At 44.9% G+C, this 17660-nt stretch carries 16 protein-coding genes; 3 read left to right on the top strand and 13 right to left on the bottom strand.

Features of this window, described 5'->3' with window-relative positions; all coding sequences use genetic code 11:
- Positions 1-40 precede the first annotated feature (40 nt).
- On the top strand, positions 41-760 hold the full coding sequence (locus AC0VXY_RS02625; protein WP_475526789.1) for a TspO/MBR family protein: 720 nt from the start codon (positions 41-43) through the stop codon (positions 758-760).
- 235 nt (positions 761-995) lie between these two features.
- Positions 996-1130, top strand: coding sequence for a hypothetical protein (locus tag AC0VXY_RS02620; RefSeq protein WP_475526788.1), 135 nt, complete (start codon positions 996-998; stop codon positions 1128-1130).
- Positions 1131-1144: 14 nt separating this feature from the next.
- On the opposite strand, the gene AC0VXY_RS02615 is transcribed toward AC0VXY_RS02620, so the two are convergent.
- The 9 genes from AC0VXY_RS02615 to AC0VXY_RS02575 form a co-directional block, all read right to left on the bottom strand.
- The gene (locus AC0VXY_RS02615) at positions 1145-3022 is read right to left on the bottom strand and encodes a cation:proton antiporter (RefSeq protein WP_435993608.1); all 1878 of its coding nucleotides are present in this window, start codon (positions 3020-3022) and stop codon (positions 1145-1147) included.
- A 143-nt stretch (positions 3023-3165) separates the two neighbouring features.
- On the bottom strand, positions 3166-4482 hold the full coding sequence (locus AC0VXY_RS02610; RefSeq protein WP_475526787.1) for an oligosaccharide flippase family protein: 1317 nt from the start codon (positions 4480-4482) through the stop codon (positions 3166-3168).
- A 136-nt stretch (positions 4483-4618) separates the two neighbouring features.
- Positions 4619-5947 carry a glycoside hydrolase family 30 protein gene (locus AC0VXY_RS02605; RefSeq protein WP_475526786.1) on the bottom strand — a complete coding sequence of 443 codons (1329 nt, stop codon included), beginning with the start codon at positions 5945-5947 and terminating at the stop codon, positions 4619-4621.
- On the bottom strand, positions 5944-7311 hold the full coding sequence (locus AC0VXY_RS02600; protein WP_475526785.1) for a GH1 family beta-glucosidase: 1368 nt from the start codon (positions 7309-7311) through the stop codon (positions 5944-5946). The genes AC0VXY_RS02605 and AC0VXY_RS02600 overlap by 4 nt, the downstream gene beginning before the upstream one ends.
- A 15-nt stretch (positions 7312-7326) precedes the next feature.
- Positions 7327-8103 (bottom strand): carbohydrate ABC transporter permease, encoded by a 777-nt coding sequence (locus AC0VXY_RS02595; RefSeq protein WP_475527798.1) that lies wholly within the window; start codon positions 8101-8103, stop codon positions 7327-7329.
- Between the two features lie 144 nt (positions 8104-8247).
- Positions 8248-9147: a carbohydrate ABC transporter permease gene (locus AC0VXY_RS02590; RefSeq protein ID WP_475526784.1), complete on the bottom strand. Its 900-nt coding sequence runs from the start codon at positions 9145-9147 to the stop codon at positions 8248-8250.
- 80 nt (positions 9148-9227) lie between these two features.
- Entirely contained in the window at positions 9228-10541 is a 1314-nt protein-coding gene (locus AC0VXY_RS02585) for an ABC transporter substrate-binding protein (RefSeq protein ID WP_435993618.1), read from the bottom strand.
- A gap of 105 nt (positions 10542-10646) precedes the next feature.
- Positions 10647-11672, bottom strand: a complete 1026-nt coding sequence (locus AC0VXY_RS02580) for a LacI family DNA-binding transcriptional regulator (protein ID WP_475526783.1) — start codon at positions 11670-11672, stop codon at positions 10647-10649.
- A gap of 355 nt (positions 11673-12027) precedes the next feature.
- Complete coding sequence (locus tag AC0VXY_RS02575) at positions 12028-15165, bottom strand: efflux RND transporter permease subunit (protein ID WP_475526782.1); 3138 nt, start codon at positions 15163-15165, stop codon at positions 12028-12030.
- 162 nt (positions 15166-15327) lie between these two features.
- Here AC0VXY_RS02575 and AC0VXY_RS02570 point away from each other — a divergent pair, with 162 nt between their 5' ends.
- Positions 15328-16188 carry a TetR/AcrR family transcriptional regulator gene (locus AC0VXY_RS02570; RefSeq protein WP_475526781.1) on the top strand — a complete coding sequence of 287 codons (861 nt, stop codon included), beginning with the start codon at positions 15328-15330 and terminating at the stop codon, positions 16186-16188.
- Positions 16189-16235: 47 nt separating this feature from the next.
- Here the strand turns inward: AC0VXY_RS02570 and AC0VXY_RS02565 are convergent, their stop codons facing one another.
- The 4 genes from AC0VXY_RS02565 to AC0VXY_RS02550 all read right to left on the bottom strand — a co-directional run bounded on the left by AC0VXY_RS02565 (position 16236) and on the right by AC0VXY_RS02550 (position 17611).
- Positions 16236-16889 (bottom strand): oxidoreductase, encoded by a 654-nt coding sequence (locus AC0VXY_RS02565; RefSeq protein ID WP_475526780.1) that lies wholly within the window; start codon positions 16887-16889, stop codon positions 16236-16238.
- 160 nt (positions 16890-17049) lie between these two features.
- Positions 17050-17250: a hypothetical protein gene (locus AC0VXY_RS02560; protein WP_435993628.1), complete on the bottom strand. Its 201-nt coding sequence runs from the start codon at positions 17248-17250 to the stop codon at positions 17050-17052.
- Position 17251: 1 nt separating this feature from the next.
- Positions 17252-17404, bottom strand: coding sequence for a hypothetical protein (locus AC0VXY_RS02555; RefSeq protein ID WP_435993630.1), 153 nt, complete (start codon positions 17402-17404; stop codon positions 17252-17254).
- A 12-nt stretch (positions 17405-17416) separates the two neighbouring features.
- Entirely contained in the window at positions 17417-17611 is a 195-nt protein-coding gene (locus AC0VXY_RS02550; protein ID WP_435993632.1) for a hypothetical protein, read from the bottom strand.
- Positions 17612-17660: the final 49 nt, after the last annotated feature.

Genomic DNA, 17660 nt, shown 5'->3' with positions numbered 1-17660 from the left:
CCTTTCCTGCAGCACCATTATTTTTCAAGGGGGATACACTATGAAGTTGATTTTAAATATTTTAGCCTTCGCATTGGTGATCGTCATGAATACGCTGGCTGTCACACTGCCTTTGAACAATCAATCCACGAGCGAAATCAGTGACAGGCTCGACATCATGATTACACCTGCAGGCTATGTTTTTTCCATTTGGAGCCTCATTTACCTTCTGCTCGCCATCTGGATCATCCGACAATTCCCTAAAGCAAGACGGGAGCTCCCGCTTTATCAGGCAACAAGCGGATTATTCGTACTGAGCTGCCTGTTGAATTCAGCGTGGATCCTGGCTTGGCATTATAACTACTTCCTTGTTTCTGTCTTTATTATGCTGGGACTATTAATCACTTTGATTGCCCTTTATAAGTGCATTAAAAGCACAGGTCCGTCCCTGCTGGATTCCGCCCCTTTTTCGATCTATTTAGGATGGATTTCGATTGCGACAATTGTGAATATCACCTATTATTTAACGGATATCAGCTGGAACGGATTGGGGATTTCCGGGCTAGTTTGGGCTTATCTCGGATTGATTGTCGCGACTGTCCTTGCCTTCTGGTTCCGTATCACGCAGCATGATCTCCTTTACCCACTCGTATTTGTATGGGCCTTTATCGGTATCGGCGTGAAGAATATGGCAGAACACTCCACCTATTCATATACCGCCTATGCCCTTGCCGTCATCATTCTGGCCTTTGACCTTGTCTATAAGCGCACACGTTCATAAAAGGAGAGTCGCAGGAACTTTTGGATGTAGTGTGTAGTGGTTGATTTCCGCTCCAGGTGCTCGCTTTCAGCCCGAGGAAAGCGAAGTCTTGCACGGAAATCAATAGCGGTGTAACAAGTGATCCTAACTAATTTTTTGATGTCTTTAAAGGAAATGGATTTAGTTATGTCCCGGCCTCTTCTTCCTGTATAGAATGCCCCCATGTGACTGACATTAATGAATAGGGGGTGTTTGGATGGATCAGCAGAAGAGGAATGTTTCGAAAGCAGGGACGGATATCGATGAGGTTAAACGTCGGAACGCACAATCCGGCTTGACGTACAATCAGGTGAAGCAGCTGTTAGGTAAGCAGTATACGGATAAAAAGTAAAAGAAAGCGTCGACTCAGTCGGCGCTTTCTTTCTGTTTGTCTTCTTTTGCTTTTGTTTCCCTTTGAACGTTTAGCTTCTCTTGAATCTTGTTGATTTCCTTACAAGGCTGAGTCAGGCTTACAATCACATCTCCCTGCTCGATCTTCGGTGATGCACCTTCCGTAAAGAATTCTATTCTTCCGGTTGGTTTATGGGCAAACATCAACAGGTTATTTTCATCCCGCTCTTGTAAATACTCTTCAAAGGTGTATTTTTCCGTAATATTCGTTTTCCTGAATACGTCTCCACGCTCGACACGTTTATTCAACTCTTCCCATGTGACATGATTTTGAAAGAGAATGCGTCCACCGATTGTATGGACCATATCTTCCAGGTCATCATCACGCTTGCTTCTAAGGCTCAGCTGGAAGAGGTTGTTCCGTCCGACCTCAGGTACGAATGTCGTACAAACGAGGGCGTTATAGGAATCGAGTTCCGTTGCTGCGATCATATATTCATAAGGGGTCGTATCCAGATGGTACTCGGTTTGCTCAGATAAAATCTCTCCCCTGTAAAACGGGATCCCGGCTTTTCTGACCGAAAACAATCGCTGCCAGGAAGAATCCGTGATCAGTACCGGAATCTTCATATTCTGAAGGGTTTTGGCGAATTCGGTACTGAATTTACTTCCTCCGACAATCATGACACCAGGCTGATCGCTGATGGCCAGGTCAAGTTTCTTAGCCAGCCATTTAATTGAAAATCCGTGTGCACATACGGTTGAGAATACAAGGGCAAAGGTTAGGGACGTCAGGATGGATGCGTCCTTAAAGCCCTTCTCCAACAATACCGACGCAAAGTAACTTGAAACGGTCAAGGCGACGATTCCCCTCGGTGCGATCCACCCGACAAGGAACTTTTCCTTGACGGAGAGGTCCGTCCCTATCGTCGAAAGCCAAATCGAAATCGGGCGTACGATGAATAGCATGAGCAGGACGAATGCTATGATATTCCAATTGAAGATCTGGAACAGGGTGTCGACGGTTAAGGATGCAGTCAGCATAACAAATATAGTCGATATGAGCAGCACCGAAATATTTTCCTTGAAGTGACGCATATCACCGATGGATGAGATATGCATATTCGCCAGCGTCATACCCATGGCCGTTACAGCAAGAAGGCCGGTTTCATGTGTGATTTGATCTGATATCGTGAAACAGGCAAGGACCAGTGAAAACACTACAGGTGACTTAAGGAATTCCGGAACTTGTCCGTTTTCAAAGATAAAGCCGGTGAACTTCCCGAGTGCCCATCCGAATACGACGGCAAATAGGGAAGCGGCAAAGAAAAGCAGTAATGATAGTCCTGTTACATCGTCACTAATCAAAAAGTTGATGATTTCAAAGGCAAATACAGCAATCAATGCGCCGAATGGATCGACCACAATCCCTTCCCATTTCAGGATCGCTGCAGGTCTCGGTTTAAGCTTCGCCTGCCTTAAGAGCGGCAGGATGACCGTAGGACCCGTAACGATGAACAATCCACCGATCACGAAGGCAACCGCCCATGATAATCCTGCAACATAATGGGCTCCGAGGGAACCAAGGATCCAGGCGAGGAGGGCTCCGAACGTCACGATCCTGAAGAGCGGTTTCCCGAGCCCCCTCACTTCGCGGAAATCAAGATTCAGGCTTCCCTCAAAGAGGATGATGGCAACAGCCATCGATATGATGGGTTTAAACACTTCCCCGAAATCATCCTTTGGATTGATGAGGCCGAAAATCGGACCTACGAGCAGTCCGGCAATTGACATGATGACGATGGCCGGCAGCCTGAATCTCCAGGCAACCCATTGGGAAGCGATCCCGAGTACTCCGACTAACATGATATTGAATAAAATAGAATCGATCATAGATTTCTCCTTTGGAGGTTATGAAATCAGCCATCATAACAGCAGATTGGTATGTAGGTGTTACATATTACAAATAGAATAAAAGGTCCGTCCCTCCTATTGCAAAACAAATGCCTCACGCTCGCACATTTGTTTTGTATAGTTTACATTTTTATGGCTGATTTTAACCAAAGAGTCGTTTCCAATTCCCTGCAGATGGTCACGTAGTGGAGCATGGTAATCAAGACGGCTCCTGCATTCATACCGAGGATGACGCCTTCCATTCCAAAACGGGAACCCAGCAGGTAAATGAGTGAAAACGAAAAGACACTCGACCAGATGGTATGAAGGAGAGCATCCTTCACCAGTCCCAGCCCGATCAAAAAAGCTTGGAGAGGAAATACCAAAAAATGAAACAGGAAGTACGGCCAGAGCAGCTTTAAATAATAGGCGGAGGAAACAGAGTGAAAAAATGTCTCTGTTATATAGTCCCCGAGAGTATAGTAAATCAGCACGGCCGGAACACCGTAGCCCAATGTCAGCCACATCACTTGCTTAAGATGGGTCAGGATCCCAACAAAATCCTTCGATGATACTTTTTCCGATACGGTCGGGATCAAAACGATCAACATCGAAAAAGCAATGAACGAAGGAAAGAACCCGATGGTGAGGGCAATTCCCGCCAGCATCCCGAAATGTTCATTCGCATCCACTGCCCCCATCCCCGAAAGGACGAGCGCCCATTTAATCAGAAAAGGCTGGATGGCATGGGTCAGTGCATGAAAGATGCGAAGGACCGTGGTCGGAATCGAAACAGATAGCACTGACTTTCTCATTTCACCTGTTGATAGTCTAGCATGGCTGTTCTTTCTTTTACCCTTAATTTCAAGAACGTAAGCATGAATCAAATATACAAAAACCACCACTTCACTGGCAATTAACGTTCCAAGGGCAATGAAGATGGATGTATCGATGCCAAAGGATAAGAATTGATAGATTGACACTAATAAAAATAACTGGATTCCTTTACGCAGAAAATTAGCGGCCGCAATTTTCCCCATCTGCTGGATCCCCATGAAATATCCTCTTGTTATCGAAGTGAAGGCCACAATCGGGATTACAAACAGGACAAGCCAGCGAATCCCTGAGTGATATCCTTGAAATAAAGGAGTCCAGGCATAAACCATCACCATGATCACTAAAAGAATACACGTCGTGATCACCGCAAATCTGAAAGCATAGTGAAGCATCCCCCGGTGATACCTTTCCTCTTTTTCCGCAAAAAACTTCGAAAGGCTGATCGGCAGTTCCATGCTCGATAAAATGACGATCAGGAATACCGTCGGGAGAATCGACATGTATGTGCCAAGCCCTGCTTCCCCCAGCTCCCGGGCCAGGATCATATTAATGATAAACTCCAGACATTCCCCTAAGAAGGCCGTCACCACCAACACCAATGTACCCCTTAAAAACAGACTCATATGCTTGTACCCTGCCTTTATGTAAGATGGTCTATTCTATGATGGTTGTCCGGGGAATATGAGGAGGGGTGTGGATGGATCATGGGGGCGTGCTTAATACACAAAAAAGCAGTCCCCCAAAAGGACTGCTTTCCAACTAACGAATAATAAAGGTGGCAATCGAATGCAATGGGAGAGTCGTATTGAAATTCCCCTTATCTATTGCAAGCGAGATCTCTTCCTCACGGTCATTCGCATTCATCACAATGACGACGATCTCCCCGTCTGGATTTTCAAAGGAAGTAGCCGATACAGTGTCATTGGAAATCCGGCATCCGATCCGTCTTGCTCCCTCTTTGATATATTTGCTGAAATGCCCGATGTAATAGTACGAACTGTTGTAACGGACGTCGTCATTCACAGTGTCGACGATCACCGGTGCATCGCAATAATTCCCGACATGATTCGGTCCGCCTACTTCGTTCAGTACGATATTCCAATCGATCCACGCTTCAAGATAATTATTCAAATCACCGATGATATTACGGCCATAGCGTTCACCAGTATCCCAGGCGCCGGGCCTGACCCCGCCTTCGATACATCCTTCTGTAAAGATCAAATGCTTATCAGGGAAGTCGTGATGCACCTTAGAGAGATTTTCAAATTCCTCTGATACGTACCAGTGCACACCCGTCCCCCACACATACTTGGCCGCTTCCGGGTCCGATAACACTGCCTTCGCACGTTCATGAATCACATCACGATTATGATCCCAGATGATGACCTTCACATCCCCGTGGCCATGTCCAACGAGGGACGGACCCAGATGATTTTTAATGAAGTCCCGTTCTTCTTCTCCGGTGTACAGGCATGAATCCCACACCTGCTTCGCTTCCGGTTCATTCTGGATCGTCAATCCCCAGATTGGGATCCCCTCTGCCTGCATTGCCTCTATGTACTTCGAGTAATAGTCTGCCCATACGGATTGAAACTCGGGCAATAGTTTTCCTCCGTTGTTCATTTCACCGTTCGTTTTCATCCATGAAGGAGGACTCCACGGAGAAGCCACGATGGAAAGTTCCCCTCCGGCCACTTCCTTTGCTTCCTGAATAAGGGGAATCACGAGCTTCTTTTCCCGATCGATGGAGAAGCTTTCTAACGAAGTATCCCCATCTTCCACATACGTATAGTTCTCCAATGAAAAATCACAGCTGTTGATATGCGTCCGGCCGAAGCGGTAACCAAGTCCTTCTGACGGATCGAAATAACGGTGAATGATTTCTTCCCTTTTTTCGGGGCTGATGAGGGAAAGGCTGTGAGCCGCCGCTTCAGTGAATGCACCGCCAAATCCCAACATTTCCTGATATTTGCGCTCCGGATCGAGTTGGATGTGGGTAGAAGCACGCCCACCCGAAAAAGAAACCGGTTCTTTTTCAGAGAACCGATCTCCTGTTTCTTTGGCTGTCAAAACCACCTTCATATTCATTGCGTTACTTCCTCGGCATTTGTATGAAGGCCATGCTTCTCTTTATGGTCCCGGATGACTTCAGCATAACGGAAGGCACTGTCTTTCCAGATCCGCTCCTGCGTATCGAAATCGATATAAAGGATGCCGAAACGTTTATCATACCCGAAGCTCCACTCAAAGTTGTCCATCAGCGACCATAGATAATATCCTTGAATGTTCATGCCTTCTTCATTAAGGTCAGAAACCGCTTGAAGATGCAGATTCAAGTAGTTGACGCGTTCGTGATCATGTACTCTTCCATTTTCCAAAACATCGTCATACGCCGCTCCGTTTTCCGTGATATAGATTGGCAGATCCGTATAATCTTGTCTCAGGCGGCGGATGAGGTCTTTGAATTCATTCGGCGCGATGTCCCAGCCCATGCCTGTTTTTTCATAATCGGAATAAGCTCCCTTATGCATGAAATCATTGGCGGCACTGAACTCGACGATTCCTCGGCTATAATAGTTGATGCCGAAGAAATCACATTCCGTTGAAATCAGTTCCATATCCCCTTCTTTAATGAAGTCATACGTATGAACATATTTCGAGAACAGGTTCATCATGTCTTTCGGGTATTCCCCTTTGAATACTGGATCTAAGAACCAACGATTCGAATAGCCGTCCGCATTGTTGGCAGCAAGAAGATCATTCACTGAATCCGTGTTTGGATACACAGGTGACAGGTTTAATGTGATGCCGATGTCGGTTTGAGATTTGAATTCTTTCTTCAGCAGCTCAACCGCTTTTCCGTGGGAGAGAAGCATATGGTGGACCGCTTTCACCGCTTCATCCAGATTGGTATGACCCGGTGCGTGGACCCCTTGATGATAGCCAAGGAACCCTGCACACCAAGGTTCATTATGGGTGATCCATGAATCAACGACCCCATCAAGTTCCGCGAAGCAAGCTCTTGCGTAGTCCGAGAACCATTCTACAGATTCACGGTTGACCCATCCGCCTTCTTCATGGGCCCACATCGGCAAGTCCCAGTGATACAGTGTCACAGCAGGCTTGATACCTTCTTCTTGAAGTCTTGCCGCCAATTTTTTATAAAAGTCCATCCCCTCCTGATTGTACTTTCCCTTCTCAGGAAAGATTCGTGGCCAGGCAATGGAAAAACGATAGGTGTCTACACCAAGACGCTTGATATGCTGGATGTCTTCTTCGAATCGGTGATAGTGGTCACAAGCGACATCACCATTATGCTGCTTGTATACTTTCCCTGGAATGTCACAGAACATATCCCAGATGGATGGAGTTCTTCCTCCTTCATTATGTGCACCTTCGATTTGATACGATGATGTGGCGGTTCCAAAGGTAAATGTTTTATCAAATTTCATAGGTCATTCTCTCCTCTATTCTTTGATTGATCCTGCTGAAATGCTGTTGACGATATATTTAGACAGGAATAGGAAGGCAATCATGATTGGTACGACTGAAATCGCAATCCCTAAGTACATTGAACCTAAATTTTGCGCTACTTGAGATCCCTTCAAGAATCCCATCAATACTGGCAGCGTATATTTCTCAGGTGAGAACAGGATGACGAGTGGCATGATGTAGTTATTCCATGATCCGATGAACGTGAAGATCGACATCGTCGCAACTGCCGGCATCATGATCGGAATGGCCACCGTATGGAAAATCTTGAACTCACTCGCCCCATCGATGCGGGCAGCTTCGATTAAACTTGGATGAAGCGTCGTCTGGATGTATTGTCTTAAGAAGAATACGACGAACGGACTTGCGATGGCCGGAACGATCAGTGGAATGAAGGAATCGAGGATCCCCAGATTCTTACTCAGTTCGTAGAAGCCGATCAGCCCCAATTGTCCTGGAACCATCATCATCACAAGCATGAAAACGAACAGGAAATTCTTCCCCTTGAATGTGTAAAAGGCAAATCCATAAGCAGTCAATGCTGAGAAATACCCTGATAATAAAGTCGTAAGGACAGAGATGATCAGGCTATTCTTGAACCCCGACCAGATGTTTACGTACTCCATCATCGTCGTGTAGTTTTCAACTAAAGAACTCCCCGGTATCAAGGTGAATCCTGACAGGATCGCTTCATTTGATCTTGTTGCATTCACAAGCATCATCAGGAATGGAATGAAGCAGACAATCGCCATCAACACAAGTACGATGTAGATGATGCTCTTCACAATGGTATTTCTGGTCTTCAGTTTGGACTCATGTGGCAGAAGTTCAGGCTTTGACTTTTCAACCTTTTGAGTCGGTACATTTTTTTCTACCGCTGTTTTCCCCAACATGCTTTACACCTTCCTTGCTTGTTTGCGTTCATTTCCATACATCCCTTTGAAGACAATCGCCGAGAAGATCAAGGTAATGACGAACAATCCATATGCGACAGCTGAAGCATATCCATAGTTATTGAACTTGAATGCCTGATTGTACAGATACAGTACCATCGTATTCAGTGATCCATCGGGAGAACCGATTCCATCTGTCAAAAGCATTGGCAGATCAAATAATTGAAGACCGCCGATCAGGGAGGTGATCATGATATAAAGCAAAATCGGTTTTAATAAAGGAATCGTGATTTTCGTAAAAGTCTGCCATCTGTTTGCACCATCGATCAAAGCAGCCTCATAGTAGTCCTTCGAAATTCCGGAAACCCCCGCCATGACGACTATGAACGAATGACCGAACCACATCCAGGTAAGGATCAGGGATACAGATAGCTGTGCAGTCGCAGGCTCGTTCAGCCAATTAATCGGTTCTGATATAAGACCTATATTTAATAGAATCATATTTAATGATCCGTGCTGCCAGTCCAGTAGGATACCAAACAACAGGGCGACCGAACTAATCGTGATTAAATTAGGTAAATAAAAGATCGATCTGAAAAACGCCAAACCTCTCAACTTCATTCTCATATCAGAGAAGATTAATGCGAGTACAAGGGCAAGACCAATTTGCAGGGCAAAGTTGATTCCCCATATTTTCCATGTGTTAAAAAATGCTTCCACAAAATAACTGTCCGTGAGTAAACGGGTATAGTTGGCAAGACCGATGACTTCCGCTGACCCGCTTCCTGAATAGTTTGTAAAACTGTAATAGAATGTAAGAGCAACAGGATAAATGCTAAATATTAAAAAGATGATCCAAAACGGGGCGATAAACAGATAACCAAATCGATCTACTTTCTTCATTCCCCAGCCCCCCTAGTTGATTAATAGATTATCGGCAGGCGACATGAAGCCACGCCGCCTGCCAATGAATTTTTACTTGTTTAGTTTTTTGGTACTTTTATGTCAGGATATGCGTTTTGTACTTTTTTATAGAAGTCTTTGATGGCATCGTCTTTGGATTTCTTTCCGTCCACATACTGCTGAACAGCATTTCCATAGAACGTGTCAAGCTGTTGGTCATACTTCGTTACAATACCAGGCTCGATTTCTTTCGCCTGCTCAAGGAAGAATTGATAGTTGTTCTGTCCGCCAAGGAATTCACTGCTAAAGTCATCCTTGATCGCATTTGTTACAGGATTGTAGGCAAGGACATCGCCCGTTTCTTTCGCCCAATCTGTCAGGAATTCGTCATCCTGAGTCATCATTTTCACAAAATCATAAGCAAGTTCTTTGTTTTCAGATTTGTTGTAAACCCCTAACCATGTTCCACCCCAGAAGTACGGGCTTGGTCCACTTGTAACGGCCCAGTCACCAGCTGTTTCCTTTACATTCGTTTTCAGAACGCTGTGAAGCCCCCAAGTCGGAAGAACATAGGAGAATACTTGTGTTTCTTTCTCTTTACCGTTTTCTTTCATTTTGATCGGCTTATCCATCGCTTCGAACCAAGATGGAGACCATTCAGCAGCAAGAGCTGTATAGCTGTTTTCACGAAGTTTCTTCGCTGATTCCATATATTCGATCTTTTCATCTGTCAGTTGAAGCTCATTCTTATCGTTCACCCAAGGTTGTGGATTATCTCCTTGAGAGAACCAGCGGATAGAACCCTCATCCGGGAACATGCTGTACCCTTTTTCCTTCATCTTGTCAGCCACTTTGAATACATTGTCCATTGAGTTCATCATGTTTCCTACTTCAGTTGGATCATCTGTACCAAGTACTTCTTTCGCGATGCTCCTTCTGTAGAAGATTCCACCAGGAGTCGTTTGCCATGATAACGCTCTTACATTTCCGTCTTTATCTTTACCTAAGTCGAATACATAAGGTACATATTTATCTTTGATTTCATCTACATTGTATGGTTTTTCTGATAAGTTTTCCCAGTAGCCTGCGTCTACCCACTGCTTAAGGAACGCGATTTCTCCTGTGAATACATCAGGTGCCCCAACGCCACTTTCAAGAACAGGCTTTAATTTCGTCGGATAATCGGCAATCGGAACGATCGTCAATTCTACTTTCACACCATTTTTCTCTTCAAACTTCGTGATCGGTTTCTTCAGTTCGTCCGTGAAGGACCATATCTTTAAATCTACGTCTTTATCTTTTGACTTGCCCGATGACTTGGAATCTCCCGAACAGGCCGAAAGTACCCCCGCAACCAGTATAACCGTCATGAATATTGCCAAAATCTTCTTCATCTTAATCCCCCTTTTTCATTTATAAATATAGAGACGAAAGCGGTTTCGGTTTTCTTGAATTAAAAATTTCGAAACCGGTTTCGAAATTCATAAAAAAATATAAGATTATTTCTTTTTTTCTTTTTTTACCATTGTACAAGATTCCCTGATAATGAGTTCCACCGGGATGACTTCTGTGGTTAACAGCTTCTTCTTCTGGATGATCTGCTTCATCAGCAATTGACCCGCCCGTGCACCGATCCGGTCCGTGTCCTGTCTGACCGTGGTCAGCTTCGGTGTGAGATAGGAAGACATTTCGATATCATCATACCCGATGATGGAGATATCCTCAGGAATTCTTAATCCCTTCTCTTTGATGGCTTCCATGGCACCGGTGGCCATGTGATCACCTGCAACGAAGACTGCCGTAGGGACTGTTTCCAGTGCGAGGAGTGTTTCCATTGCAGCCTTTCCTTCTTCAATCGAGAACATCCCGCCGTTAACAAGATACCCATCATGAATTGGGAGATTCTGCTCATCCATGCCCTTCGTGAAGCCTTTGATCCGCTGTGCTCCCGCATCAATCGACGGATCCCCTGAAATATGGGCGATTCTGGTATGGCCCAACGAATGCAGATGTTTGACGGCCAATCTTCCACCCTCAATATTATCGGAATAAACAACAGAGCAGTTTTGATTGCTCATATCGATCACGACAATCGGCAGGTGGCTATTGATCATGTCCTGAACCTGCGGATCGTGGGGATCTGAGCAAATCACGACGATTCCATCCACGGCACGATATAAAAAATGCTCCAGATAACTCGTATCCCGATTTCGCAGATTCCTTGATGCGAAAATCAAATCATACCCTTCCCGTTCCACATACTTGCGGAAACTTTCAATAAGGGCGCTGAAGAAAGGATGTTTCAATCCGACCTCATTGTCCTCTGCAAACATGACCCCGATCGTCCAGGATTTCTTCGTTGATAAGGACTGGGCATGAGCATTGGGTAAATAACCCATTTCAGCCGCTGCATCGAGGATTTTTTGCTTCGTTTTTTGACTCACATCCGTATAATTGTTAAGAGCCTTAGAAACTGTCGTACTGGAAAACCCAGTGCGTTTTGCTAAGTCATAGATTGTAACCATTACTGTCTCCTCTTCATCGAAAGCGCTTTCGTTAATTGTTATTATAGTCCAGACTTTTGATGGAATCAATACTATTTTTAGAAAACTTTAATAATTTTCTGAGATTTCCTCTTGCCGCAGAGTTAATGAGGGTGGGGTGAACGGAAACCAGCCGATATGGGTTGTAATCCCGCCGTTTCGGGTGAAATTCCAGCCGATATGAGCGGAAATCCGGCCGAAACTGGACGGAATTCAGCCGAATTAACAGATTATCCAGCCATTTTACACATTTTGGAACCACCAACCATCATCCTCTCGCCCACAAGCGCTCACAAATTAAAAAAGCAGCCCCCTGGAGGACTGCTTTTCTCTCAAACTATTCTTTCACTGCTTTACGTTTACGTCCACCGATCTTCCCTTTGATTTTCATCAGGATTTCATAAACGATCGGCACGATGACGAGCGTTAAGAGGGTCGAGCTGGTCAATCCTCCGATAACGGTGACACCGAGGCCTTTCGAAATCAGTCCGCTTCCTTCAAGACCGAGTGCCAGTGGGAACAGAGCCCCGATTGTGGCAATGGCTGTCATGAGGATCGGGCGGAGTCGGGTTGAACCGGCTTCGAGCAATGCTTCCCGTGTGGACAAGCCATCGTTTTCCTTATGAATCACACGGTCGACAAGAACGATGGCATTGGTCACAACGATACCGATCAGCATCAGTGCCCCGATCATAGAAGAAATACTGATCGTTTCTCCTGCAATCAATAGCGCTACCAACGCTCCGATAATCGTGAATGGCAGTGAGAACAGGATGGCAAATGGTGCAAGACCGCCACCGAATGTGACGACAAGGATCAGGTAGACAATCGCAATCGCTGCAAGCATCGCTAATCCGAGTTGTGTGAAGGATTCTTTGATGTCTTCTGTTACCCCGCCCATGTTCACGTCAATGCCGGACGGAATATCCATATCCTTGATTTCTTTCTGAATATCCTGAGAGGCTTTCGACACATCATCGGTCTTCAGTTCTCCACTCACTTGAGCAAACACTTTTCCGTCCCGTCGTGAAACGGTATCGGATGTTTTACCTTCTTGAACTTCAACGACGTCTTTGATCGGAACTTCCATGCCCAGCGGTGACTGGATGGTTTTATCCGTTAAGTCGTTGATATTTTCATACTTTTCTTTTTCAACATCCAAGTAGACATTCACTTCTTCTCCATCTTTTTCAATGGTCGTGAGGACAGGACGCTGACGTGTCTGACCAAGCTCCATGGCGATTTGACCCGCTGAGAGGCCTAGTTCGCTCAGCTTTTCCTGATCGGCGATGAACGAGTATTCGTCATAGGATTCGGAAATGCTTGATCCGACTTTTTTGAAATCTTTCTTGTCTTCCATCATGTCTTGAATATCGTTAACAACTGGTTCGATGTCTTTCAGGGTTTCGCCGTACACGTAGACGACAATTTCATTGCTGCCGGCACTTGCGGAGAAGTCCTGTGAAGCCCATTCGCCTTTGTCGGTTGATTTCTGTAAGTCTTTGATGACCTTTTCTTTTTCTTCAGAGAAATTTTCTGTATCGTCATTGTATTGAACATAGAAGATCGCATTGTTCGTGCTTCCTGGATTCATCGGATTTTCGCCGCCGACAGAGTATTGAATCGTATCAGCGTCTTTACGCCCCTGGAAGTATTCTTCTGCCTCCTGTGCGATTTTCTCGACATCTTCTTCCGTTTGACCAGGTTCTGGTTTATATGTCGCCATGACCATCTTTTCTTCATCGGATGGAAGGAAACTCACTCCAATCAGTGGTACTAAGAAGAGACTTCCGACCAACATGGCGATGGCAAGGATCGAAGTGATGATCTTATGGTTCAGTGTCCAATTCAATACACCCTTATACCATTGTGCCAAACGGCTTTTCTTTTCTACGTGCTTCTTCCCTACACCCTTTTTAAACATGGAGTGGGCAAGCATCGGTACGATTGTGACCGCCACAAGAAGGGAAGCGAGTAGAGCGAACACGATTGTCAGAGCGAAAGGAAGGAATAGCTCCCCGATCATTCCTTGTACCAATCCTAATGGAAGGAACACGGCAATCGTGACGATCGTGGAGGACGCGATCGGGACGAACATTTCTTTCGTTGCTTCCCGGATCAGGTCTTTCCCTTTCAGCAGTTCACCTTTCAGTGACATCCTTCTATAGATGTTTTCCACGACGACAATCGAATCATCGATTACCCTCCCGATGGCCACGGTCATCGCTCCAAGGGTCATGATATTCAACGTGATATCCATTTGTTTTAAAAGTAAAATCGCGATTAATAGCGATAACGGAATCGATACGACGGAAATCAGCGTCGATTTGATATCCCGTAAGAACAGGAGAATAATGATGACCGCGAACACGGCACCGAATAATGCCTTGTTCAGCATCGTACTGACTGATTCCTCAATCGGCTCCCCCTGGTCGAAAGTAGAAATGATTTCTACTCCATCGATGTCTTTTTCGAACGTTTTGACTTCTTCTTTTACCGCATTGACAACGTCCACCGTATTGGCGTCCGCTGTTTTAACCACTTGAAGCCCGATGGATTCTTTTCCATTCGTTCTTGAAATCGATTCTGCTTTCCCGATCAGTTTGATATCCGCAATGTCCGATAATTGAATCGTCGGGATCTTCATACCGGCGGGCGCTTGTCCGGCCGGAGGCGCTTCTGGTGTCTTGGCTTGTCCTTGAGGCTCCTGTCCCTGTGCTCCAGCTCCACTTGGCGTCACAGGGATCTTCATTTCTTTTAAATCTTCAATCGTTGTAATATTCCCATCTACCACAACGGATTTCTGACTATCTTTAAACGTATACAATCCTAACGGAGCAGTCACATCCGAGCCTTTAATGATGTTCTGAACCGTTTCTTCCGTCAATCCATTTTGTGCAAGCTTGTCTTGATCAAAAATCAGCTGAGCTTCTTGCACTTGCTGGCCTGATGCCTGGACAGAAGCTACCCCGTCCACTCCCTCAAGCTGGGGAATGATCGTATCTTCCACCGTTGAAGTCAGCTGGGCTAAAGATTGGTCTTCATTCGCTACACTGAGAGCGATGACCGGGAAGGCGTTAAAGCTCAGTCGTGATACTTCCGGCTCGTTCACCCCGTCTGGAAAAGAGAGATCCGAAAGAGCCTCTTCGACCTCGGTCTTGGCTTCATCCATATCTTTAGAAAACTTGTATTCTATCTGAACGGCTGAAGCATTCTGGTAGGAAGTCGAACTGACGACATTGACCCCATTTAAATTCTGCAACCGTTTCTCAATTGGTTGTGATACCTTGTCTGCTACATCTTCAGGCGTAGCCCCGGGATACACAGTGGTCACACTGACAATCGGGGTATTGATGTTAGGCAGGGTTTCGAGTTTCATATTAAATCCTGAATATAAGCCTGCAATAATGACGATAATCGTCATCAGCCACACAGCAAACTTATTCTTAAGTACGAAATTGATAATACTGTTCACGTCGTATTCATCCCTTCTCTCTTTATCTGACCGACTAGTCATAACATATTCTAATATAACTGACCGAACAGTCATAAGTCAATGAACTCATAAAGAAAAGGTTTATTTTTTGTGACCAATCGGTCATAATATAGAGAAGGAGTTTATCAAGGAGAGGAACATATGAAGGAAAAAGAAAAATTAATCATAGAGACATCCATTAAACTGTTCGCCACGAAAGGATTCAACGCCACCTCCGTTCAGGAAATCGTGAATGAATGTGATATATCGAAAGGTGCCTTTTATTTGTATTTCAAATCAAAGGAAGCTCTGCTGCTCGCCATCATGAACTACTATTTTAAAATGATCACCGACAAAGTGAACGAAATCGAAAACGAGGATCTTCCTCCTTATGAGAAATTCCAAAAGCAATTAGAATGTCAGCTCATTGAAATCTGCAAGCATAAAGAGTTCATCATCATGCAGATAAGAGAGAACGCCATGCCGTTCAACGATGAAATTCATGATCTCCTCAATGAAATGAAAATGAACACACACCGCTATTATAAAAGAAGACTATTCGGGATTTACGGTAAAAAGATTGAGCCCTATTTCTGGGATATCACGATGATGATTCAAGGCTTTTTCCATTCTTATTTAGAGTTAGTGATGCTGGATAAAATCAATCTGGACTTTTCTTATTTATCCCATTTCATATTGAAACGGACGGATGATTTAGTGGAAGGTTTGCTAAGGAGTGGAGATAAGCCGGTTCTTTCCTTTGAAAAGCTGGATGATCTGGTCAAGGATTTCACCACTTCCACCAGAATCAATGAGTCGACACTCATTCATATGATCCAGGATACGCTTGAGGTGGCAGAGGAAGAAAATATCCGGATTTCCCTGGAAGTCATTAAAGAAGAACTACAAAAAGACGAAACCCGTCCCGTCGTCATCAAAGGAATGCTTGTGAATGTAGATGAAGACCCTTCATTGAAACCTCTTGTGAATGCCTTGAGACATTTCTATCAAATACAATCATAATGAAAGACCCGCTTCTGTCGCGGGTCCTTCATTGTTTCCCCTACTTCCTAAAACTCTTGAATTTGTTCCGATTCATGTATGGTGACTTCTTCACTGTACGTACCTATCGCCGCCCGGTACATGCCATAGGCAACCTGTTTGCCTGGAATGCTTCTGTATCGTTTCAACCTGCCTACCATGACAGGGCGGACCGCTCTCGAGAAGATTTCTCCCGCTTTTTCACCCAATCGGAACTCCTGCCTCTCCCCCAATAAAAGGGATGGCCTGAATATATGGAGGGAAGGATAATGAAGCTCCTTCAATTCCTTCTCCAAATTCCCTTTGACCTGACTATAAAAGAACGGTGATTTCGGCTTTGCACCGATCGAGGAGATGACGAGATACTGTCTTGCTCCATGTTCTTTCCCGAGCTTCCCGAGTTGAATCGGATACTCGTAGTCCACTTTCTTAAAAGCATGTTTCGTCCCGGCTTTCTTAATCGTGGTTCCGAGGCAGCAAAACACATCATCAATTTCTTCATGGGGTAAAAGCTTCATCCCATCAAATGAAATGATCCGTTCATCCAGCTTCTCATGCTTCATCCCACTTTCTCTTCTTACAAAGGAAATCACCTTGTTATACTCCGGGCTCTTAAGGAGTATTTTACTCAGATGAGAACCGACCAGGCCCGTTGCCCCTGCGATTAAGGCTACTCTAGACACATGATTCCCTCCTTTCTTTATGATGCTCTTTCTTTAGTATAATGCATTTTCGTATAAAATCCTTATGTAACCACTACTAGTCTTTTCCCTATAACCAGGGGCCGGTTCTAACTGCAAAGGCGTTAATCAACGTTTGGTGATTAACGCCTTTCGGTTACCCCTACAGCTCTTCATCTTCAAAAAACTGCTGAAATTTTTCTTCTTGTTCAGGACTTGCTTTCTCTGAGGCATAGGGGTTATCCTTGACCCCTCTAGTATCCATATTTGTTTTGATGGCGAAAAATGGACCTTTTGGTTCCTCGGCTATGACACGGTCATTCAATTCATTGAAGTCCGGCATATCTTTATTTCCTTTATCCATCTTATCTTGCCCCTTCCCGGCTTCTATCCATATTTTTATAAGCAATCAAAACGATGTCCTCCGCAGATTGCTGACGAAGTTCACTTTCCATACTCTTCACTTTATTCAAGGCATCTTCCGACAAATCCGCTACGGGATATTCTTTCATATTCAAAGCTGACCCCTCCTATCCATTCTCATTCGATTGACCGATCACTTTCTCTGCGATGACCCCGTTCCCTTCTTCAACGGCATGATGTTCTTCCAACGATTCTCCCGGAACGTACACCTGGCTCGGATTGCGCAGCCGGTCATTCATAATGAATTCAGGATTCAACGGAGTGTCCATAAATAGATCTTCTGATTTCTTGTCGTTACTCATTTGTACCACCTCCACTATTTAGTATGGCTAGTGGCAGGGGAATCATTCC

This window comes from Rossellomorea sp. QJM3NY_18, from assembly GCF_056173145.1.
The sequence above is the reverse complement of the archived record's forward strand: the minus strand, read 5'-3'. Positions and strand labels throughout refer to the sequence as shown.